The organism is Burkholderia singularis (assembly GCF_001718875.1).
Classification (GTDB): Bacteria; Pseudomonadota; Gammaproteobacteria; order Burkholderiales; family Burkholderiaceae; genus Burkholderia; species Burkholderia singularis.
Genome location: NZ_CP013448.1, coordinates 1,650,317 through 1,671,440, shown reverse-complemented (window position 1 = coordinate 1,671,440; position 21,124 = coordinate 1,650,317). Strand labels below are relative to the sequence as shown.

Below are 21,124 nucleotides of genomic sequence, written 5' to 3'. Positions count from 1 at the left end.
ACGCGCGCGCCGGCTTCCCGCCGGCCGCGCGGCTGCGCGAACGCCGCTACAGCCAGCGTTCCCAGACGGGTTTGAGATCGGATGGCAGCGGCGGCAAGCCGCCGAGTTCGGTACGGCCCTCGCCGGGCGCATGGAAATCGGAACCGCGCGACGCCTCGAAGCCGAAACGCCGCGCGACATCCGCATATTCGCGGTATTGATCGGGCGTGTGACTGCCCGTCACGACTTCGATCGCGACGCCACCCAGTTCGACGAATTCACCGAAGAACGCGTCGAATTCGACCGGCGTATACGCGTAGCGGCCGGGGTGCGCGACGATCGCCTCGCCGCCCGCTGCCTTGATCCACCCCACCGCGTCGGACAGCTTTGCCCAGCGGTGCGGAACATAACCGGGCTTGCCGTCGCCGAGGATGCGATCGAACACGTCGGCCGTCGACGTGGCGTAACCGTTGTCGACGAGAAAACGCGCGAAGTGCGTGCGCGAGATCAAGTCCGGATTCGATACATACGCGAGCGCGCCTTCGTATGCGCGCTCGATGCCGAGCGCCGCGAGCGCGTTGCCGATCTCGACCGCGCGCGCCGCGCGGCCGTTGCGGGTTTGGTAAAGGCCGTCGATGAGCGTGCGGTTCTCCGGATCGATATTCAAGCCGACGATGTGCACCGTGCGCGATGCCCACGTCACCGAGATCTCGACGCCGCTCAGGTAGCGCATGCCGAGCGCCTCGGCGGCTTCGCGCGCGGCGCGCTGCCCGCCGAGTTCGTCGTGATCGGTCAGCGCCCAGAGCGTGACGCCGCCCGCGTGCGCACGGCGCGCGACGTCGGCGGGACTGAGCTTGCCGTCGGAGACGTTCGAATGGCAGTGAAGGTCGGCGTTCATGGTCGGCATCGAGGATAGACGTCCATTCTACTGCAATGCGCAAACGAACCCATGCGCCGGAAACGGCGGCGCGTTTGGCGTTTGGCCAGTCTCGATGACTCGCGCCGAAGCTAGCGTTGCCGTGGCGGTTTCATGGCGGCGGCGCGCCGAAGGCCGCTTGGGCATGCGGCCCGGCGCGCGCGCCCGGATGCCGCGCGTGCGCCGCTCGCAAGCCCGGCATGCTTCGGCATCCGCCCGGATGCGCATCGGCTCGCAACCCACCCATTGCGCGACGATGCGTCGAACGGGACGCCCCGCCCGATCATGCGCAAAATGCTTCGATCAACGCCGCGACCTGCTCCGGCTGATCGTGGTGGACCATATGTCCCGCATCCTCGATGAGCTTCTCGCGCCAATCGCTGAACGCGGCGAAACGGGCCTTGAATTCGGGAATCGGAATCCCGCGCGCGAGAAACGCGAGCGTGGGTGAATCGACCGCCTCGACGTGCAGCACCTTCGCGCGCACCCTCGACCACACCGCCATCACCTCGTCGAGCCGATACAGCATCGGCCCGCGCATTTTGTGCGCGGGATCGGCAAGAAGCCGGTACTGACCATCCAGATCGGGAGCCGACCAATGTCCGGCGAGAAACGCCGCGCGGCGCGGGTCCAGGCGCGGATTCGTCTTCATGAGGCGCGCGGCGACGGCGTCGAGCGATGCGTAGCGGCTGAGCGTCGGCGGATCGCGCAGATCGTCGAGCCACTGCGCGATCCGGCGCGGCGACTCGTCGGCGCTCGCGGGCGCGAGCCCGAACCCCTCCAGATCGACCACCCGCCGCACCCGTTGCGGCCGCACGCCCGCATACAGGCACACGACGTTCGCGCCCATGCTGTGTCCGACCAAATTGACTTCGCCTTCGGGCGTGTAATGGTCGATCAGCGCTTCGAGATCGCCGAGATATTCGTGGAACCAATAATGGCCGCCCTTGTGCGCCGCGACTGGCCAGTCGGACAGGCCGAAACCGCGCGCATCGGGCGCGATCACCTGCCAGTCGCCCGCGAGCGCGTCGACGACGAACTGAAACGACGCCGCAACGTCCATCCAACCGTGCAGCATGTAGAGCGTCGGCGCTTCGGGCCGCCCCCAGCGCCGCACATGCAGCTTGACGCCGCGGACCGTGACGAAATCAGAGACGGATTCGGTGGAGTGCATTGTCAGCCCAAAAAAGAATGATCGTTCGTTTTATTCTATCGCGCGACGCACCGCCGACGCCGATCCAACGCTGTGTTCGCGTGGGTATCGAGGCACTTCTCTAAAGAAAATCGTAAGCCGCCGGCCGTCCGAAGGCAGTCGCGCCACCGGCAAACGGCACGGCTAGCGTGCGTCGACGGCCTCCCGCGCGGCGAGCGCCGCCAGCTCGACGTCGTCGAATCCCGCCGAGCGGCGTGCATCGAAATTGAACGGTCCGCGCAGCCGCGGCGCGCGATACTGACTGGCGAGCCGCTCATAAGTCGCATGAGGATCGAGTTTCGCATCGTCGCACAGGTGACGGAACCAACGATTGCCGATCCACACGTGCCCGATCTCGTCGCGCAGAATCACGTCGAGAATCGCCGCGGACGCATGATCGCCCGCCCGCTCAAGCCGTGCCCGAATCGGCGGCGACGCGTCGAGCCCGCGCGCCTCCAGCGTGCGCGGCACGAGTGCCATGCGGGCGAGCACGTCGCCCGCCGTGCGCTCGCACATCTCCCAAAGGCCGTTATGCGCGGGAAAATCGCCGTATGCGTAACCCAGTTGCGCAAGACGCGCGGCAAGCAGCGAATAATGGTGCGCCTCCTCGGCCGCGACCTTCAGCCAGTCCGCATAGAACTCCGCCGGCATCCGTGGAAAACGCCACACCGCATCGAGCGCGAGATTGATCGCATTGAATTCGATATGCGCCAGCGCATGCAGCAGCGCCGCGCGCCCCTGCGGCGAGCGCATGCTGCGCCGCTCGAGCCGCGCGGGCTCGACGAGTTCGGGGCGCGCCGGCCGCCCCGGCAAACCGCCTTCGGGAGCGCTCAGCACACGCTGCGGCAGGACAGCCGCGCGCCCGTCCTGCCACGCCGCACGCAATTCGGCAACAAGCGCGGCTTTGCGCTCGGGATCGGGTTCGCCGAGCGCGGCGAGCGCGTCGCTGCGCAGGCAACGCTCGGGCTGGGGCGACGAAGTCGGAACGAATGACATGAAAAGACACACGAATGCGCGTCGGCGGCGCGCACGGACAATCGGAACAACCGGTTTACAATAAACGGTTCGATCGCGCCGCATCCAAGCGCGACGCCACTCGCGCGCCATTGTACCGGCCGCCTGAACGCCCCACATGGAGACAACATGGCCATCTACAAGCTCGGCGAGCACGCGCCGTCCATTCACGAAAGCGTGTTCGTCGCCGACAACGCGACAATCGTCGGCAAGGTCGTGCTCGAAGAAAACGCGAGCATCTGGTTCGGCGTGACGATCCGCGGCGACAACGAGCCGATCACGGTCGGTGCAGGCAGCAACGTGCAGGAAGGCGCGGTGCTGCACACCGACCCCGGCTGCCCGCTCGTGATCGCACCGAACGTGACGATCGGCCATCAAGCAATGCTTCATGGCTGCACGATCGGAGAAGGTTCGCTGATCGGCATCCAGGCGGTGATCTTGAATGGGGCGGTAATCGGCCGCAACTGTCTGGTTGGCGCAGGCGCGGTGGTGACCGAAGGCAAGACGTTCCCCGACAATTCGCTGATTCTCGGGGCGCCGGCGCGGGCCATGCGCACGCTGTCCGACGAAGACATCGCCCGGATGCATATGAACACGCAAGCCTACGCGATGCGGCGCGCGTATTTCAAGGAGCAGCTCGTGCGGATCGGCTGACCGGCCGGTCCGCACGAGCCGTTTGTTTGTCGAGGAAAAAAGTGAGCGACCAGTTACAGAAATTCATGTTCAACACGGCCCCGGTGCGCGGCGAAATCGTTTCGCTGCGCAATACGTGGCGCGAGGTGCTCACGCGCCGCGACTATCCCGCTCCCGTGCGCACCGTGCTCGGCGAGATGATGGCGGCATGCGCGCTGTTGTCGGCCAACCTGAAGTTCGACGGCACGCTCGTCATGCAGATTTTCGGGGACGGACCGGTGAAGATGCTCGTCGTCCAATGCAGCTCCGATCTCGCGATGCGTGCGACCGCGAAGCTGTCGGGCGAGCCGGGCGAATCCGACTGGGACGGCGCGTCGTTCGCCGACCTGATCAACGCGAGCGGCCACGGACGTTGCGTGATCACGCTCGATCCAGCCGACAAGCGCCCCGGCCAGCAGCCCTATCAGGGCATTGTGCCGCTCAACGGTGACGACGGCCCGCTCGCGTCGGTCGCCGACGTGCTCGAGCACTACATGCACCACTCCGAGCAGCTCGACACGCGCCTGTGGCTCGCGGCGAATCATGAGCGCGCGGTCGGCGTGCTGCTGCAGAAACTGCCGGGCGACGGCGGCATCGTGCCGCGCGCGGAGCAAACCGACACGGATACATGGGAACGTGTCTGCACGCTCGGCGGCACGCTGTCGACACAGGAACTGCTCGAAGTGGAACCCGAGACCGTGTTTCGCCGTCTGTTCTGGCAGGAGCATGTTCAGCATTTCGAACCGGCCGCGACGCGCTTTCAATGCACGTGCTCGCGCGAAAAGGTCGGCGCGATGCTGCGGATGCTCGGGCGCACCGAGATCGACAGCGTGATCGAGGAGCGCGGTCACGTCGAGATCCACTGCGAATTCTGCAATCAGCGTTACGAATTCGATCCGGTCGACGTCGCGCAATTGTTCACGTCGCCCGAACTCGGCGCGGGCGTTACACCCGCCGCCGCGCAACGGCATTGACCCGCGCGCGTCGGCTCAAGTTACGAGTCAGCATGGAGGCAAGCCTCATGAAACCGATCATTGTTCGAGCCGCCCCGCTCGCCGCGCCGCTTGCGACATTGCTCGCCGCCGCATCACTCACGGCCTGCGTTGCGCCACCGTCGACGACCGTCTTGAGCCGCCTGCCCGAGCGGACCAGTGCCCCTGCCACGCTCACACCGGAGGAGCGCAAGCGCTACGACGAGATCGACAAGCAGGTGATGCGGGAACAAAACGCGGCCATCGCGGCTGAAGAAGCGGCGCGCGCGATGTCGTATTACGCGCCGCCCGTCACTTATTACGGCGGATATTACGGCGGCTGGGGGCGCGGCTGGGGCACGGGCCTGAGCTACGGCTATCCGGGCTGGTGGTGGTAAGCGAAGATCGGTGTCCGGCCACTGACAGCCAATTCATCACCAGGAAGAAAGAAAAGCGCAGCCCGAACGTTCAGACTGCGCTTTTTATATCGAACGCGTGCAATGACGTCAGCCGTCGTGACGCGCCGGGGGCTTGTGTGTGGCCGTTTTGTCCGTGCCGCGCCGCTTTTCCGGCTTCGCGCGCGACTCGGGATTCGGCACGACGCGCACCGGCGCGGCCGATACGTCGCCGCGCGTCGCCGTCGATGACTGCGCGGTGCCCGACACCGAGGGCATCGGCGAATTCGGCGACACGAACTGCACAAACACCTCGCCGTCCTTCACCATTCCCATTTCGTAGCGCGCGCGTTCCTCGATCGCCGCGGTGCCGTTTTGCAAGTCCTGCACCTCGCCCGCGATGCGCTCGTTGCGCAGCTTGTCGTCGGCGTTCTTCTGCAATTGATTGCTCAACTGCTGACGCAATTCGTGAACCCGCAGCCAGCCGCCATGCCCCCACCATAAGGGGTACTGAATCAATGCCAACAAGGCGATCAGAACGACGGTAACAAGCCGCATGAATAAGCCGCAGATATAAGAAGCGCCGCTTCACGGGGAACGCGAAGCGGCGTCGACAGAATCAAGACCGATAGTAACGCGTCAGCGCAGGTTATAGAAAGCCGATTTGCCCGGATAGCTGGCGATATCGCCGAGATCCTCTTCGATGCGCAACAGTTGGTTGTACTTCGAAATCCGGTCGCTGCGCGACAGCGAGCCCGTCTTGATCTGACCGGCATTCAGGCCGACCGCGATGTCGGCGATCGTCGAATCCTCGGTTTCGCCCGAACGGTGCGAAATCACGGCGGTATAGCCCGCGCGCTTGGCCATTTCGATCGCCGCGAACGTTTCGGTCAACGTACCGATCTGGTTGATCTTGATGAGGATCGAGTTCGCGATGCCCTTCTCGATGCCTTCCTTCAGGATGCGCGTGTTCGTGACGAACAGATCGTCGCCGACCAACTGCACCTTCTTGCCGAGGCGCTCGGTCAGAAGCTTCCAGCCGTCCCAGTCGCCCTCGTGCATGCCGTCCTCGATCGATACGATCGGGAACTTGTCGGCGAGCGTCGCGAGATAGTCGGTGAACTCGGCCGACGACAGCTGCAAGCCTTCGCCCGCGAGCTGGTATTTGCCGTCGTGGTAGAACTCGGATGCCGCGCAGTCGAGCGCGAGCAGCACGTCTTCGCCCGCGCGATAGCCGGCCTTCTCGATCGCCTGCAGGATCGTCGACAGGCATTCGTCGTTGCTGCCGAAGTTCGGCGCGAAACCGCCTTCGTCACCGACAGCCGTGCTCATCCCGCGGTCGCTGAGGATCTTCTTCAGCGCGTGGAACACCTCGGCGCCGCAGCGCAGCGCTTCGCGGAACGTCGGCTGGCTCACCGGCACGATCATGAATTCCTGGATATCCAGGCTGTTGTTCGCATGCGCGCCGCCATTGACGATGTTCATCATCGGCACCGGCAGTTGCATCGCGCCCGAGCCGCCGAAGTAGCGGTACAGCGGCAGGCCGGCTTCCTCGGCGGCCGCCTTCGCGACGGCCATCGATACCGCCAGCAGCGCGTTCGCGCCGAGGCGCGACTTATTGTCGGTGCCGTCGAGTTCGAGCAAGGTCTTGTCGAGGAACGCCTGCTCGGACGCGTCGAGGCCCATGATCGCTTCGGAGATTTCCGTGTTGATATGCTCGACCGCCTTCAACACGCCCTTGCCGCCATAGCGGCCGGCCTCGCCGTCGCGCAGCTCGATCGCCTCGCGCGAGCCGGTCGACGCGCCCGACGGCACCGCTGCGCGGCCCATCGTGCCCGATTCGAGCAGCACGTCGCACTCGACGGTCGGATTGCCGCGCGAATCCAGAATCTCGCGGCCGATGATATCTACGATTGCACTCATGGTTTCCTCTGAAATTGACGATGAATTCTGTCTTCAGCGACGGCGGCTGCCGCCCGCGCGAGAACTGCTTGCGTTACTGACGCGCGCGACGGCTGCCGAGTTCATTAATTAAAATCGTTTTCCAGGAACGGGGCGCGCTTGACCGCCTGATCGAGCGTGACGAGCATCTCGAGCAATGCGGCCATCCGGCCGAGCGGCACCGCGTTCGGGCCGTCGGACTTCGCTTCGGCCGGGCTCGGATGAGTCTCCATGAAGAGCCCCGCGATACCCGTGGCCACCGCCGCGCGCGCCAGCACCGGCACGAATTCGCGCTGGCCGCCCGAACTCGTGCCCTGCCCGCCCGGCAACTGCACCGAATGGGTCGCATCGAACACGACGGGCGCGTTCGTCTCGCGCATGATCGCGAGCGAGCGCATGTCCGACACAAGATTGTTGTAACCGAACGACACGCCGCGCTCGCACGCGAGGAAACGGTCCTCGGACAGCCCCGCTTCGCGCGCGGCGGCGCGCGCCTTGTCGATCACGTTCTTCATGTCATGCGGCGCAAGAAACTGACCCTTCTTGATATTGACGGGCTTGCCCGAGCGCGCACACGCGTGGATGAAATCGGTCTGACGGCACAAAAACGCGGGCGTCTGCAGCACGTCGACGACCGACGCGACGGCCTCGATCTCGTCGATCTCGTGCACGTCGGTCAACACCGGCACGCCGAGCTGACGCTTCACCTCGGCGAGAATACGCAGCCCCTCGTCCATCCCGAGGCCGCGAAACGACTTGCCCGAACTGCGATTGGCCTTGTCATACGACGACTTATAGATGAACGGAATGCCGAGCTTCGCGCTGATTTCCTTCAGCCGGCCCGCCGTATCGATCGTCATTTGCTCTGATTCGACGACGCAGGTGCCCGCGATCAGGAAAAACGGCTTGTCGAGCCCGACTTCGAATCCGGCTAGTTTCATGCTTTCACTCCGGCGCGCGTCTGCTGATACGCAAGCGCGGCTTCGACGAACGACTTGAACAGCGGATGGCCGTCACGCGGCGTCGACGTGAACTCCGGATGGAACTGCACGCCGACGAACCATGGGTGCATCGAGCGCGGCAACTCCATCATCTCCGGCAGATCCTCACTCGGCGTGCGCGCGCTGATCACGAGGCCACCTTCCTCGAGACGCGGCACGAAGCGATTGTTGACCTCGTAACGATGGCGGTGACGCTCGTTCACGTCGCTGCCGTAAATCTCTTCGGCGAGCGTGCCCGCCTTGATCGGGCAACGCTGCGAACCGAGCCGCATCGTGCCGCCGAGATCGGATTCCTCGTTGCGCTTCTCGATCTTGCCGTCACGGTCGTACCACTCGGTGATCAACGCGACGACGCGCTCCGGCGTGTTCGGATCGAACTCGGTGCTGTTCGCGTTCTTCAGCCCGACCACGTCGCGCGCGAACTCGATCACGGCGAGCTGCATGCCGAGGCAAATACCGAGATACGGCACCTTCGCCTCGCGCGCATGGCGGATCGCGGCGATCTTGCCTTCAGTGCCGCGCCGGCCGAAACCGCCCGGCACGAGCACCGCGTCGAGATGCGCAAGGCTCGCGGTGCCGTTCGCCTCGAGTTCTTCCGAATCGATGTACTCGATGTTGACCTTCGTCGACGTATGGATCGACGCATGGCGCAGCGCCTCGATCAGCGATTTGTACGACTCCGTCAAATCGATGTACTTGCCGACCATGCCGATCGTCACCTCATGCTTCGGGTGCTGGATCTTTTCGACGAGTTCCGACCACATCCGCAAATCGGCCGGCTGCGGATCGAGCCGCAGCTCCTCGCAGATCAACCGGTCGAGGCCCTGATCGTGCAGCATCTGCGGAATCTTGTAGATGCTGTCGACGTCCCACACCGAGATCACCGCGTCTTCCGGCACGTTCGAGAACAGCGAGATTTTCTTCGATTCGTCGTCCGGAATCGGACGGTCCGCGCGGCAAAGCAGCACGTGCGGCGAAATGCCGATTTCGCGCAGCTTCTGCACGCTGTGCTGCGTCGGCTTCGTCTTGAGTTCGCCCGCCGTCGCAATGAACGGCACGAGCGTCAGGTGAACGAAGCATGCGCTGTTGCGGCCAAGACGCAAGCTCATCTGGCGCGCCGCCTCGAGGAACGGCAGCGACTCGATGTCGCCCACCGTACCGCCGATCTCGACGATCGCGACATCCGGCTCGCCGCAGGTGGCCGACGCCGCGCCGCGCTCGATGAACGCCTGGATTTCGTTCGTGATGTGCGGGATCACCTGCACGGTCTTGCCGAGGTAATCGCCGCGGCGCTCCTTGCGGATCACCGATTCGTAGATCTGACCGGTCGTGAAATTGTTCGCACGACGCATCTTCGTGCTGATGAAGCGCTCGTAGTGGCCGAGATCGAGATCGGTTTCAGCGCCGTCTTCCGTCACGAACACTTCGCCGTGCTGAAACGGGCTCATCGTGCCGGGATCGACGTTGATGTAGGGATCGAGTTTGAGGAGGGTGACTTTGAGACCGCGCGATTCGAGGATCGCGGCGAGAGAAGCGGCGGCAATACCCTTGCCGAGGGAAGAAACTACGCCGCCGGTGACGAAAACATATTTGGTCATCGCTGGATGCTCGCGGGAAAAACGGATTATACCGTAAAGGCCGCGCATCTCTCAGCAATCGACGCCCGAAAACCTTGCCGCCTCGCCGCCGGCGACGCGCGCGCGCCACGACCTGCGCCGCGCTCGCGCTACCCGGCCGGGGCCGGGCAGTGGCGTCACCCGACCGGCCGCCCCACGCGTCATTCCGAGCCGCGCGCCGCGGCCGCGCCGCCGTCCACACGCAGCGTGTTGAGCATGCGCTGCAGCGCCCGCGCGGTCTCGATCGGCCGCTCCATCGGGAAAAGATGGCTGCCCTCGATCCATTCGATCCGCCCTCGCACCGTGCGGCGCGTCGCGTCGAGCCCCACCTGGCGAATCTCGCGCGAGCGTGTGCCGGCGAGAAAACCGACCGGCACCGGCGCGCCGCGCGACAGACGCCGACCGAGCGTGTGCGGCACCGTCCGGTAAATCATGTACTCGATCTGACGGTCGAACGCGAGCAAGCGCTCGCCTGCGGGACTTGTCTGCGGAATGCCGTAGTCGATGTAATCGGACAACATTCGTTCGTCCCAGCGGGCAAATGCAGGCTTCTGACGGAAATGGCGCCAGACTTCGTCACGGCTCGCCCAACGGGTGCGGCGGTTGCGCGTCGCGGCGGCGGGCGACAAACGCTCGTCGAGTCCCGCCCATTGGCTCACGCGCCACGCGCTGCTGCGCCAGCCGGCGATCACGGGCGAATCGATCATCACGACGCCCCGCACCCATTGAGGACGCTTGAGCGCCGCCATCAACGACAGATAGCCGCCGAGCGAGTGGCCGACCAGCCATACGGGCCGCTCGTACATGCGACCGATATCGTCGAGCAACTGCTCGACGAGGTGCGCCCAGTCCCGCGTGACCGGGAAGCGCTTGTCGTGGCCGATCCGCTCGATATAGCGCAACTCGTATTCGTCCGCCAGCTCGGCGAAGATCGTCCGGTAAGTGGACGCCGGAAAGCCGTTTGCGTGCGAGAAATGGATGATGTCCTTCAAAGCGCCGTTGTCCCTTGCTGTTCTCGAGATTGCTTCCGATTGCCTCACCGGTCCATCCAATAGCGCCGATGCACGTCGCGGTATCGTACCGGCACGATCGGCTCGCCGCTTGCCGTGACGTCGATGCGCACCGCGCCATCCCAATCGGTGCGCGGCAGCTCGATACCGCGCCCGGCGTAGCGCGCCCAGACGCTCGGATGAGGATGTCCGAAACGGCTCCGATAGCCTACCTGAAATACCGCAACACGCGGCTCGACTGAGTCGAGGAAAGGTTCGGTCGACGATGTACGGCTGCCGTGATGCGCAACGACGAGCACATGCGCGGCGAGCGCCGCGCGCGAACCTGCGACGAGCGTGCGCTCGGAGCGTGCGTCGATGTCGCCCGTCAGCAGCGCGGAACGCTCGGGCGGCGGCTCGGTTGCGCCGCGCGCCATCGGCGCAACCGCCGGCCCGCGCGCCGTGATGCGCAACACACATGACTGCGCGTTCGTCGACCCGCGCGCGCGCGGGCCGCCGGCAGGCCAAAGCATCGCGAAATCGACGCCGTCCCAGCGCCAGCGCTGCCCGGCCGCGCAAGGCAGCGCGTCGGTCACACCGGCGTCATGCGCGGCGCGCCATAGCGGATTCGACGGCGGCAGGCCGCCCACGAGTTGCCGAATCGCGAGCGCCGAAAGTATCGCGGGCGCGCCGCCCGCGTGATCGGCATCCGCGTGGCTGACCACGAGCGCGTCGAGCGCGCGCACGCCGTGCGCGCGCAAAAACGGCACGACGACCCGCTCACCCGCGTTCGACGCCTCGGGCCCCGGCCCGGCGTCGAACAGCAGCGTATGCCGCGTGGTTTCGATCACGATCGCGGACCCCTGCCCGACATCCAACGCCGTCAACCGGAATGCGCCCTCGGCGGGCGCGTGCGGCCCCGGCGCGACGAGCGGCAGCCACGTGAGCGGCGCGGCATGCCGCAGCGGCCAGCCGCGCGGCGCGAGCGCCCAGACGATGCCGCAGACCGCCGCCGCAAGCGCGAAGCCGTCCGGCAGCGGCAAGAACCAGACCGTGCGCCCAGCCGCGGCGATCGCTTCGAGCAACCGCATCAGCACACCGACGAGCGCATGCGCGAGCGTCAACACCGTGGCATCGAACGGCGCGGGCAGCACGACGCCAGTAAGCACGAGCGGCGTGACGAGCGAGGCGACCCACGGAATCGCGAACGCGTTGGCAAGCGGCCCGGCAAGCGGAATCTGCGCGAACCATAAAACGGTGAGCGGCGCGAGCGCGACCGTCACCGCATATTGCGTGCGCGACGCCTCTTGCAGACGCCGCATCGCACGCCGCGCGATGCGCACGATCGCGCCTCGCACCTGGACCTGATGCGACGGCACACCGTCAGCGGTTGGGCCTGCGTCTGTCGCATCGGCCAAACCCGGCCGGGCAGCGTCTGCCGCTTCGCGCGCTGCCGCGCCATGGCCGGCCGACGCGAACAAAATCGCCGCAACTGCACCGAACGACAATCCAAATCCCGGCGATGTCACTGCCCACGGATCGACGAGCAGCACGCAAGCGAGCGCCGCCGCGAGCACCGACGACGCCGGCAGCGACCGCCCGCTCAGATACGCGACGCTCGCCGCGGCGAGCATCCACCACGCGCGCTGCGCCGGCACGTTGAAGCCCGCCAGCGCCGCATAGCCGGCGCTGCCGACGAGCGCACCGAGCGCGGCAACTTTCTGCGCCGGCGCGACAAGCGGCCACGCGCGCCCGACATAGCACGAGCGCCGCCAGAACCAGCCTGCGAGCCATCCGCACAAACTGCCCACCATCCCGACATGCAGCCCGGAAATAGCGACCAAATGACTCGTGCCAGTCTCGCGCAGCGTGCGCCAGTCGCCGTCGCCGATGCCGTCCTGCGCGCCGATCGCGAGCGCCGCGACGATGCCGCGATGCGGTGCGGCGCCGAGCGCACTATCGATGCGCTCGCGCAAGCGCGCGCGCATCCGATCGATTGCGTAGCCAGCGCCGGACGCCCCGCTTGCGAGCCGCTGCGCATCACGCGGCGCCGACACGTATCCGAGCGCGCGAATGCCATGCGCGAGCCAGCTCGCCTCGGCGTCGCGCACACCGAAGTTCGCGTTGCCGTGGGGCCGTTTCAAACGCACGCGCAACCGCCATCGATCGCCCGGCACGAGCCGGGGCGACGCGGCCGCGTCGCGGCCCAGCGCATACCATCCGAGCGACAGCGTCGCCGGAAAGCGCGCGATGCCCGCATCGTTTGCATCGACGTCGAACAGAAAGCGCACTCCCTTCGCATCGCGTGACGGCAAGCCGCGCACCGCTCCCGTCACGACAATATCGCGCCCCTCCCACCGCTCGGGCAACGTATCGCCCAAACGCCATTGCGCGCGCGCCGCCGCATAGCCGAAGCCGGCAAGCGCCGCCGCGCAACAGCACGCGCATAAGCCGGCCCGGCGCCTGCGCGGCGGCCCCTCGCGGCAGCCGCGATACGCAACGGCCGCAAGCCACACGCACACCCCGAATGCGAGCACGCCGCCCGCCCATGCCGCCGCGCCCGGCAACGCCGCCTGCTGTTGCAGCGCGACGACGCCGAGCGCGAACGCGCCGACCATCGCCCGCATCGCGCCTCCGCGTCCCGTGCGCCGCCCGCGCGGCGCATCCGCATCACGAATCGATTATGCGGCGGCGGGCGCCAGACGGGGCAGTGCGGCAAGCGCGTTAGCCGAAGTGGATAGCGCAAGCTGCGCCGGATCGATGCCGCGCAGCGCGGCGATTGCGGCGCCGATCGGCGGCACCTGGTCGGGCGTGTTGCGCGCCCTGTAACGCCATTCGGGCGGGATGTCGGGCGCGTCGGTCTCGACGACAAGCGCATCGATCGGCAGTTGCGCCGCGAGCCGCCGGATCTGCAATGCGCGGCCGAACGTCACGTTACCGCCGAAGCCGAGCTTGAGCCCCTGCGCGAGGTAGGCGTTTGCCTGCTGGAAACTGCCGTTGAACGCATGCGCGATCCCGCGGCGCACGCCGAAACGCCGCAACCCGGCCAGCACGCGATCCTGCGATTTGCGCACGTGACAGAGCACGGGCAAATCGAAATCGCGCGCGAGCCGCAACTGAGCTTCGTAGAAAAATGCCTGCCGATTCGCATCGAGCCCCGGCACGAAGTAATCGAGACCGATCTCGCCGATGCCGACGAAGCGCGGATCGTCGAGGCTCACCTCGACTTCCATCCGCAGCCGCTCGAGATCGGCGTCGCGCGCGTGCGGCGTGTAGATCGGATGGATGCCGAGCGCGTAAGCGCCGCCCGCCGTCGCGTGCGCAAGCTCGCGCACCGCCGTGAAGTTGTCGCGGGCCACGCCCGGAATCACGATCCGCGACACGCCCGCCTCGCGTGCCGCATCGGCGACGCGCGCGCGATCGTCGTCGAATTCGGCAGCATCGAGATGGCAGTGCGTATCGATCCACATATCAGTTTGACTCGCCAAGCCGGCCGTAAAGCGCCAGCCGACGTTCCGAAAAGCGGCGGCCGGCGAAAGCGCGGGCGGCCCTGAGCCCGTATCCGTTCGCCGCGCCGAGCGCAGTCGCGGCCCATTTGAACCGCCGGTGAACCGCCCGCGCGGACTTCGCGCGACAGCCGCCGCATGCGAGGGCTCCCTGCGCGCCGCGCCCGTTCACCGCGAGCCGCATAGGAACCCAAACCGGCACCCCAACCTCGCGCGAAACCGGACAACCGCCCGTTCAATATTACGCCGTCACGGCGGGTTCCTCGTGCAGCACGCCATCGCGCAACCTCAGGATGCGGTCACAGCGCGCGGCCAGTTCGATGTCGTGCGTGACGATCACAAAACTCGTGTCGAGCGTTTTCGACAAATCGAGCATCAGATTGAACACGTGATCGGCGGTCGCGCCGTCGAGATTGCCGGTCGGCTCGTCGGCGAGCACGCACGCGGGTTTCGTGACGAGCGCGCGCGCGATCGCCACGCGCTGCCGCTCGCCGCCCGACAGCTCGCCCGGCCGGTGCTTCGCGCGCGCGGCAAGCCCGACCTGATCGAGCATCTCGCGGGCCTCGCGCCGCGCTTGCTCGATCGGCATCCGGCGAATCCTCAGCGGCATCGCGACATTGTCGAGCGCGCTGAATTCGGGCAGCAAATGATGAAACTGATAGACGAAACCGAGCGAGCGGTTGCGCAGATCGTTGCGCTCGCGCTCGGCGAGCTGCGTGAACGGCTTGCCGAGCAGCGACACCTGCCCCGCGCTCGGCTCGTCGAGACCGCCCAGCACATGCAACAGCGTGCTCTTGCCGGAGCCCGACGCGCCGATGATCGCGAGCTTCTCGCCGCGCCGCACCGATACCTCGGCGTTCTTCAACACCTGCACGTCGAGGCCGCCCTGCACGAACGATTTCGTGATCCCGTGCGCCTCGAGCACATAACCGTGCGCGACGCCGCCGCGCGCTGTTTCCTGTTGCCGGTTCATTGCGTGTTCGAAAAGCTGATCATTCATAGCGCAGCGCCTCCGCCGGGCGGACCTTCGCGCCGCGCCAGCTCGGATAGAGCGTCGCGACCGCGGACAGTGCGAACGCAATCGCACCGATCTTGATCACATCGCCCGCGACCAACTCCGAAGGCAGCTCGCTGATGAAATACACCGACGGCGGCAGAAACTGCACGCCGAGCAGATGCTCGATCATCGGCACGAGCCAAGGAATGCTCCACGCGATCAGGCATCCGAGCGCGACACCGGACGCCGTGCCGACAAAGCCGATCGTCACGCCCTGCACGACGAAGATCTTCATGATCGACGACGGCTGCGCGCCCAGCGTGCGCAGAATCGCGATGTCGGCCTGCTTGTTGGTCACCGTCATCACGAGCGACGACACCAGATTGAATGCCGCGACCGCGATGATGAGCGTCAGGATGATGAACATCATCCGTTTCTCGATCTGCACCGCGGAAAACCAGGTCTTGTTCTGCTGGGTCCAGTCGCGAATATACAGCTCGCCCGACAGCGAATGCGCGAGTTCCCGCGCGACCTGCGGCGCCTTCTGCATGTCGGCCAGGCGCAGCCGCACGCCCGTCGGCGCGGGCAGCCGGAAAAGCGCCTGCGCATCCTGGATGTCGATCATCGCGAGCGAGCTGTCGTATTCGTAGTGTCCGGACTCGAACACGCCCACCACGGTGAATTGCTTCAGGCGCGGCATCATCCCGGCTGGCGTGATCGTCCCCTCCGGGGCGACGAGCGTGATCTTGTCGCCGATCGACACGCCCAGATTGGCGGCGAGCGCATTGCCGAGCACGATGCCGAACTGCCCCGGCGCGAGCGCCGACAGCGAGCCGCCCTTCATGTCCTTCGCAACGTCCGACACCTGCGGCTCGAGCGACGGATCGATGCCGCGCAGCATCACCCCGCTCACCGCATCCTGGCGCGTGAGCAGCGCCTGCGCCTCGACATACGGCGCCGCGCCGATCACGGACTTGTTCAGCCGCGCTTCGTTCGCGGTCATATGCCAGTCGGGCATCGAGCCCGTCGGCGAGAAGATCTCGACGTGCGCGAGCACCGACAGCATCCGGTCGCGCACCTCTTTCTGAAAACCGTTCATCACCGACAGCACGACGATGAGCGCCGCGACGCCGAGCGCGATTCCGAGCATCGATGCGAGTGCGATGAAAGAGATGAAGCCGTTGCCGGTCGTGCGTTTGCCGGCGCGCGTATAGCGCCAGCCGATCTGCCATTCATACGGAAGTTTCAAGCGTGTCCTTTCTACGGGTTGGATGCGTCGCGGCCCGCGCAGCGCGCGAACCGGGCGGTCACCGACATGTGCGCGCAGTGTGCCACACAATGCTTAATCGTCCCTGAAAACGCGGCTGCGCGCGCCGCGGGCCGCGGGCGTCGGATCGGGCGCCGCGCCGTCCGGCAATTTTACCAATCGCGCCCTTCGCGACGCGGCCTGCGGCCATCGCGCCGGCCGCGTTGCCCTTATGGCCTACAATGCGCACCATCATGCGCGCCCAACGTCTTCACCTTCTTCTGCCTTTCGCGCTGCCTTCGGCAGCCGACAATCCCGCCAGCCCGCCGCCCGCCCGCCCGGCACTCGACAAGCTCGTCGCCCGCGCACGCATCGTCGAGCGCCTGGCGGGCGAGGCGTTCCAGCGCACGCTGCCGCACGAGCACTGGCTTGCGTGCCGCTTCGGCGCAACCGATGCCGGCACCGACGACGCGCCGCTCGCGCCCTACATGCTCGCCGCCGACGGCGGCGAGCCGGGCAACCATACATGGGCCTGCGTCGAGCCCGTTCATGTACGGATCGCCACCGACCATCTGGTGCTGATCGATCCGTCGTCGCTCGACATCCGCGACGACGAAGCGGCCGCGCTTCTCGCCACGGCCCGCCCGCTGATCGAGGAACTGGGCGTCAAGCTGCAGGCGCCGCGGCCGGCGCGCTGGTACTTGTCGAGCCCGCAGTTCGCGAGCCTCGCGGGCGCCGCGCCGCTGCGCGCGAGCGGACGCAACATCGAAATCTGGCTGCCGCACGAGACGCAGACGGGCGAACGCTCGCGCGCGTGGATGAAACTGCAGAACGAAGTGCAGATGGCGTGGTTCGGCCATCCCGTCAACGAAGCGCGCGAAGCGCGCGGCTATCCGGCCGTCAATTCGATCTGGTTCCATGCGCAAGGGGCGATGAAGCCCGTGACGAGCCCGTTCGCGCGCGTGCTGTCGCACTCGCCGGGCGCGCGCGGGCTCGCGCTCGCGGCGCGCGCGGCAACGGATGCGCCGCCCGCGTCGTTCGACGCGCTGCCGCCTGCCGGCTCCGCCCAGCCTGGCGCGGCAACGCTCGTCGAACTCGACGCGCTGAGCGCGCCGTTCATCGAACAGGACTGGGCGCGCTGGCATGACGCGCTGGGCACGCTCGAACGCGACTGGTTCGCGCCCGCGCTCGCCGCGCTTGGCGACGGCCGGCTCGATGAACTCGCGCTCACGCTCTGCGGCGATACCAGCACCGTCACGCTCGCCGTCACGCGCGGCGAGCTGCGCAAGTTCTGGCGCCGGCGCACGTTCGCCTCCCTGTTCGAAACACCGGTCGAAACACCGATCGCATAACCGATTTTCCGCATGACCCGCATCGTCACCCGCTCCTGTGCTCCCGCCGCGCTCGACGCACTCACCCGCCACGGCCTGCACCCCGTGCTGGCGCGCCTGTACGCCGCGCGCGGGATCGCGTCGCCCGCCGACGTCGAAACCGCGCTCACGCGCCTGCTGCCGCCGACGCAACTGAAAGGCTGCGCGGACGCGGCCGCGCTTCTTGCCGACGCGCTCGCGGCCGGCCGCCGGATGCTCGTCGTCGCCGACTACGACTGCGACGGCGCGACCGCCTGCGCGCTCGCCGTGCGCGGCCTGCGCATGTTCGGCGCACAGATCGATTATCTGGTGCCGAACCGCTTCGAATACGGCTACGGCCTCACGCCGGAAATCGTCGCGCTCGCCGCCGAACGCCGCCGGCCCGATCTGCTGATCACGGTCGACAACGGCATCGCGAGCGTCGATGGCGTCGCGGCCGCGAACGCGCGCGGCATCGACGTGCTCGTCACCGACCATCATCTGCCCGGCGACACGCTGCCCGCCGCGCGCGCGATCGTCAATCCGAACCAGCCGGGCTGCGCGTTTCCGAGCAAGCACATCGCCGGCGTCGGCGTGATGTTCTACGTGCTGCTCGCGCTGCGCGCCGAGCTGCGCACGCGCGGCGCATTCGGCGGCGCGCGCGCCGAGCCGCGGCTCGACGGCTTGCTCGACCTGGTCGCGCTCGGCACGGTCGCCGACGTCGTTCGGCTCGATGCGAACAACCGCGTGCTGGTCGCACAGGGGCTCGCGCGCATCCGCAGCGGCCGGATGCAACCGGGCGTCGCCGCGCTGTTTCGCGCGGCCGCGCGCGACGCGCGCCGCGCCTGCGGCTTCGATCTCGGCTTCGGCCTGGGCCCGCGGCTGAACGCGGCGGGCAGGCTGTCGGACATGTCGCTCGGCATCGAATGCCTGACGACCGACGACGCCGGCCGCGCATGGGAACTCGCGCAGCAGCTCGATGCGATGAATCGCGAACGCCGCGAGATCGAGGCGGGCATGCAACAGCAGGCGCTCGCCGATCTGTCGTCGGTCGACCCCGCCGAAGCCGCGACGATCACGCTGTTCAATCCAGCCTGGCACCAGGGGGTGATCGGAATCGTCGCCGGACGGCTGAAGGAGCGTTTTCACCGGCCGGCGTTCACGTTCGCGCACGCCGACGACAGCGGCGCGCGCGTCAAGGGTTCGGGCCGCTCGATCGCAGGCTTCCATCTGCGCGACGCGCTCGACCTGATCTCGAAGCGCGAGCCGGGCCTCATCGTCACGTTCGGCGGCCATGCGATGGCCGCAGGCGTCACGCTCGACACCGAAAACGTGCCACGCTTTGCCGCCGCGTTCGAATCGGTCGCGCGCGAATCGCTCACCGACGACGCGCTCGCGCGCGTGATCGAAACCGACGGCGAACTCGACGAAGCCTATTTCACGCCGCAACTCGTCGAGCTGCTCGACTCGGCCGTCTGGGGCCAGGGATTCCCTGCGCCGCTGTTCTCGGGCGAATTCGGCGTCGCCTCGCAGGCGCTCGTCAAGGACAAGCATCTGAAGCTGCAGTTGACGCGCGGCCGGCAACGCTTCAACGCCATCTGGTTCAACCGCACCGAGCCGCTGCCCGCGCGCGCGACGCTCGCATACCGGCTCGCGAGCGATACGTGGAACGGCATGACGCGCGTGCAGCTGATCGTCGAGCACGCGGCGTAAAACGGCGGCGAGCGCCTGGCCCGTTGGAACGGGCCAGGCCTGGTCGAGCGCCGCGACCGGCCGGGCGGCCTGCGTCATCGCGCCGGGCGGGGGCATCGCAAGCCATGTCCCAAACGCCCATGCGGCCCGAATCCGCCTGATTCAACCCAAATCTGTCCGAATCGATCCGAGCCGGCCTGAACCCGCCCGCACGAACCCGCATCGCGCCGCGCCGCCGCCGTGCGCCCGACCGCGCCGAGCAACGGGCAGCGGCCGCCGCCGTCATCGGCATCGGGCGCGCGCGAATCCGGCTACGCACCTGAGTGCCCGCGCATAGCGCCGGCGAGCCTGACCGCCCGGCCGGCCGCGCACCGCCATCGGCTATAATTTCCTCTTTTCACGAAGCATCACGAGCGAACGAGATCATGGAAGCGGAACGTCTGAACGCGATCGAAAGCTCCCTTGCGGACCTGCGCCGGCGCGCGGGCGAGCTACGGGGGTATCTTTGACTACGACGTCAAATCGCAACGTCTAGCCGAAGTCAACAAGGCCCTCGAAGACCCGAACGTCTGGAACGATTCGAAGAACGCCCAGGCGCTCGGCCGGGAGAAAAAGCTGCTTGAAGGCGTCGTGACGACGCTCACGCAACTCGATAACGACCTGCGCGACACGCAGGATCTGTTCGACCTCGCGCGCGACGAAGGCGACGAAGACACGCTCGTCGCGACCGAAGGCGACGCCGCGCAGCTCGAGGCGCGCGTGGCCGACATCGAATTCCGCCGGATGTTCTCGAACCCGGCCGATCCGAACAACTGCTTCATCGACATCCAGGCGGGCGCGGGCGGCACCGAGGCGTGCGACTGGGCGTCGATGCTGCTGCGCCAGTATCTGCGCTACTGCGAGCGCAAGGGCTTCAAGGCCGAGGTGCTCGAAGAGTCCGACGGCGACGTCGCCGGCATCAAGAACGCGACGATCAAGGTCACGGGCGAATACGCATACGGCTATCTGCGCACCGAAACCGGCATTCACCGGCTCGTGCGCAAATCGCCGTTCGATTCGTCGGGCGGCCGCCATACGTCGTTCTCGTCGGTGTTCGTCTATCCGGAAATCGACGATTCGATCGAAGTCGAAATCAACCCGGCCGATCTGCGCATCGACACCTATCGCGCGTCCGGCGCGGGCGGCCAGCACATCAACAAGACCGATTCGGCCGTGCGCATCACGCATATGCCGACGGGCATCGTCGTCCAGTGCCAGAACGACCGCTCGCAGCACCGCAACCGCGCGGAGGCGATGGCGATGCTGAAGTCGCGCCTTTACGAGGCCGAGCTGCGCAAGCGCCAGGCCGAGCAGGACAAGCTCGAATCGAGCAAGACCGACGTGGGCTGGGGTCACCAGATCCGCTCTTACGTGCTCGACCAGAGCCGCGTGAAGGATCTGCGCACGAACGTCGAAATGAGCAACACGAAGGCCGTGCTCGACGGCGATCTCGACGACTTCATCAGCGCAAGTCTCAAACAGGGCGTGTAAGCGCCCGCGCGCGGCGCGGCGCGGCCCGAACGGCCGCCATCCGCGCCCGCGCGACGAAGAGGCGCCCGCCCTGGCGGGCCGCCTCGTGCACCGCCCGCACCGCCCCGCTCACGCATCA

At 67.0% G+C, this 21,124-nt stretch carries 18 protein-coding genes; 6 read left to right on the top strand and 12 right to left on the bottom strand.

Annotated elements, in window-relative coordinates:
- Positions 1–46: 46 nt before the first annotated feature.
- The 3 genes from AQ611_RS07680 to AQ611_RS07665 form a co-directional block, all read right to left on the bottom strand.
- The gene (locus AQ611_RS07680) at positions 47–877 is read right to left on the bottom strand and encodes a 3',5'-nucleoside bisphosphate phosphatase (RefSeq protein WP_069235186.1); all 831 of its coding nucleotides are present in this window, start codon (positions 875–877) and stop codon (positions 47–49) included.
- 301 nt (positions 878–1,178) lie between these two features.
- On the bottom strand, positions 1,179–2,069 hold the full coding sequence (locus AQ611_RS07670) for an alpha/beta fold hydrolase (RefSeq protein WP_069234149.1): 891 nt from the start codon (positions 2,067–2,069) through the stop codon (positions 1,179–1,181).
- 162 nt (positions 2,070–2,231) lie between these two features.
- Complete coding sequence (locus tag AQ611_RS07665; RefSeq protein ID WP_069234148.1) at positions 2,232–3,083, bottom strand: ferritin-like domain-containing protein; 852 nt, start codon at positions 3,081–3,083, stop codon at positions 2,232–2,234.
- Positions 3,084–3,230: 147 nt separating this feature from the next.
- On the opposite strand from AQ611_RS07665, the gene AQ611_RS07660 reads away from it, so the two are divergent.
- The 3 genes from AQ611_RS07660 to AQ611_RS07650 are packed head-to-tail and all read left to right on the top strand — an operon-like array spanning position 3,231 to position 5,142.
- Positions 3,231–3,755 (top strand): gamma carbonic anhydrase family protein, encoded by a 525-nt coding sequence (locus tag AQ611_RS07660; protein ID WP_069234147.1) that lies wholly within the window; start codon positions 3,231–3,233, stop codon positions 3,753–3,755.
- Positions 3,756–3,796: 41 nt separating this feature from the next.
- Positions 3,797–4,747, top strand: coding sequence for an Hsp33 family molecular chaperone HslO (gene hslO, locus AQ611_RS07655; protein WP_059516654.1), 951 nt, complete (start codon positions 3,797–3,799; stop codon positions 4,745–4,747).
- Positions 4,748–4,794: 47 nt separating this feature from the next.
- Positions 4,795–5,142, top strand: a complete 348-nt coding sequence (locus tag AQ611_RS07650) for a hypothetical protein (protein WP_059516873.1) — start codon at positions 4,795–4,797, stop codon at positions 5,140–5,142.
- A gap of 108 nt (positions 5,143–5,250) precedes the next feature.
- Here AQ611_RS07650 and ftsB read toward each other — a convergent pair whose 3' ends face one another.
- The 9 genes from ftsB to AQ611_RS07600 form a co-directional block, all read right to left on the bottom strand.
- Positions 5,251–5,697 (bottom strand): cell division protein FtsB, encoded by a 447-nt coding sequence (gene ftsB / locus AQ611_RS07645; RefSeq protein WP_059516652.1) that lies wholly within the window; start codon positions 5,695–5,697, stop codon positions 5,251–5,253.
- 81 nt (positions 5,698–5,778) lie between these two features.
- The gene (eno, locus tag AQ611_RS07640; protein WP_059516650.1) at positions 5,779–7,062 is read right to left on the bottom strand and encodes a phosphopyruvate hydratase; all 1,284 of its coding nucleotides are present in this window, start codon (positions 7,060–7,062) and stop codon (positions 5,779–5,781) included.
- A 104-nt stretch (positions 7,063–7,166) separates the two neighbouring features.
- Complete coding sequence (gene kdsA / locus AQ611_RS07635; RefSeq protein ID WP_069234146.1) at positions 7,167–8,021, bottom strand: 3-deoxy-8-phosphooctulonate synthase; 855 nt, start codon at positions 8,019–8,021, stop codon at positions 7,167–7,169.
- Positions 8,018–9,679, bottom strand: a complete 1,662-nt coding sequence (locus tag AQ611_RS07630) for a CTP synthase (protein WP_059516646.1) — start codon at positions 9,677–9,679, stop codon at positions 8,018–8,020. Before AQ611_RS07630 ends, kdsA begins: the two co-directional genes overlap by 4 nt.
- A gap of 179 nt (positions 9,680–9,858) precedes the next feature.
- The gene (locus AQ611_RS07625; RefSeq protein WP_059516644.1) at positions 9,859–10,689 is read right to left on the bottom strand and encodes an alpha/beta fold hydrolase; all 831 of its coding nucleotides are present in this window, start codon (positions 10,687–10,689) and stop codon (positions 9,859–9,861) included.
- A 44-nt stretch (positions 10,690–10,733) separates the two neighbouring features.
- Positions 10,734–13,313, bottom strand: a complete 2,580-nt coding sequence (locus AQ611_RS07620) for a ComEC/Rec2 family competence protein (RefSeq protein WP_069234145.1) — start codon at positions 13,311–13,313, stop codon at positions 10,734–10,736.
- Positions 13,314–13,367: 54 nt separating this feature from the next.
- Complete coding sequence (locus AQ611_RS07615; RefSeq protein ID WP_069234144.1) at positions 13,368–14,156, bottom strand: TatD family hydrolase; 789 nt, start codon at positions 14,154–14,156, stop codon at positions 13,368–13,370.
- Between the two features lie 277 nt (positions 14,157–14,433).
- Positions 14,434–15,192 (bottom strand): lipoprotein-releasing ABC transporter ATP-binding protein LolD, encoded by a 759-nt coding sequence (lolD, locus tag AQ611_RS07605; protein ID WP_059516551.1) that lies wholly within the window; start codon positions 15,190–15,192, stop codon positions 14,434–14,436.
- On the bottom strand, positions 15,185–16,438 hold the full coding sequence (locus AQ611_RS07600) for a lipoprotein-releasing ABC transporter permease subunit (RefSeq protein ID WP_069234142.1): 1,254 nt from the start codon (positions 16,436–16,438) through the stop codon (positions 15,185–15,187). The genes lolD and AQ611_RS07600 overlap by 8 nt, the downstream gene beginning before the upstream one ends.
- A gap of 251 nt (positions 16,439–16,689) precedes the next feature.
- Here AQ611_RS07600 and AQ611_RS07595 point away from each other — a divergent pair, with 251 nt between their 5' ends.
- From AQ611_RS07595 to prfB, 3 genes are all read left to right on the top strand, one after another.
- Positions 16,690–17,787, top strand: coding sequence for a regulator (locus tag AQ611_RS07595; protein ID WP_083237380.1), 1,098 nt, complete (start codon positions 16,690–16,692; stop codon positions 17,785–17,787).
- A gap of 12 nt (positions 17,788–17,799) precedes the next feature.
- Positions 17,800–19,497 (top strand): single-stranded-DNA-specific exonuclease RecJ, encoded by a 1,698-nt coding sequence (gene recJ, locus AQ611_RS07590; protein ID WP_069234140.1) that lies wholly within the window; start codon positions 17,800–17,802, stop codon positions 19,495–19,497.
- A 404-nt stretch (positions 19,498–19,901) separates the two neighbouring features.
- A protein-coding gene (gene prfB, locus AQ611_RS07585; RefSeq protein ID WP_096030771.1) for a peptide chain release factor 2 occupies positions 19,902–21,006 on the top strand; the annotation gives its coding sequence in 2 pieces (ribosomal slippage) (positions 19,902–19,982 and positions 19,984–21,006; 1,104 coding nt in all).
- Positions 21,007–21,124 lie beyond the last annotated feature (118 nt).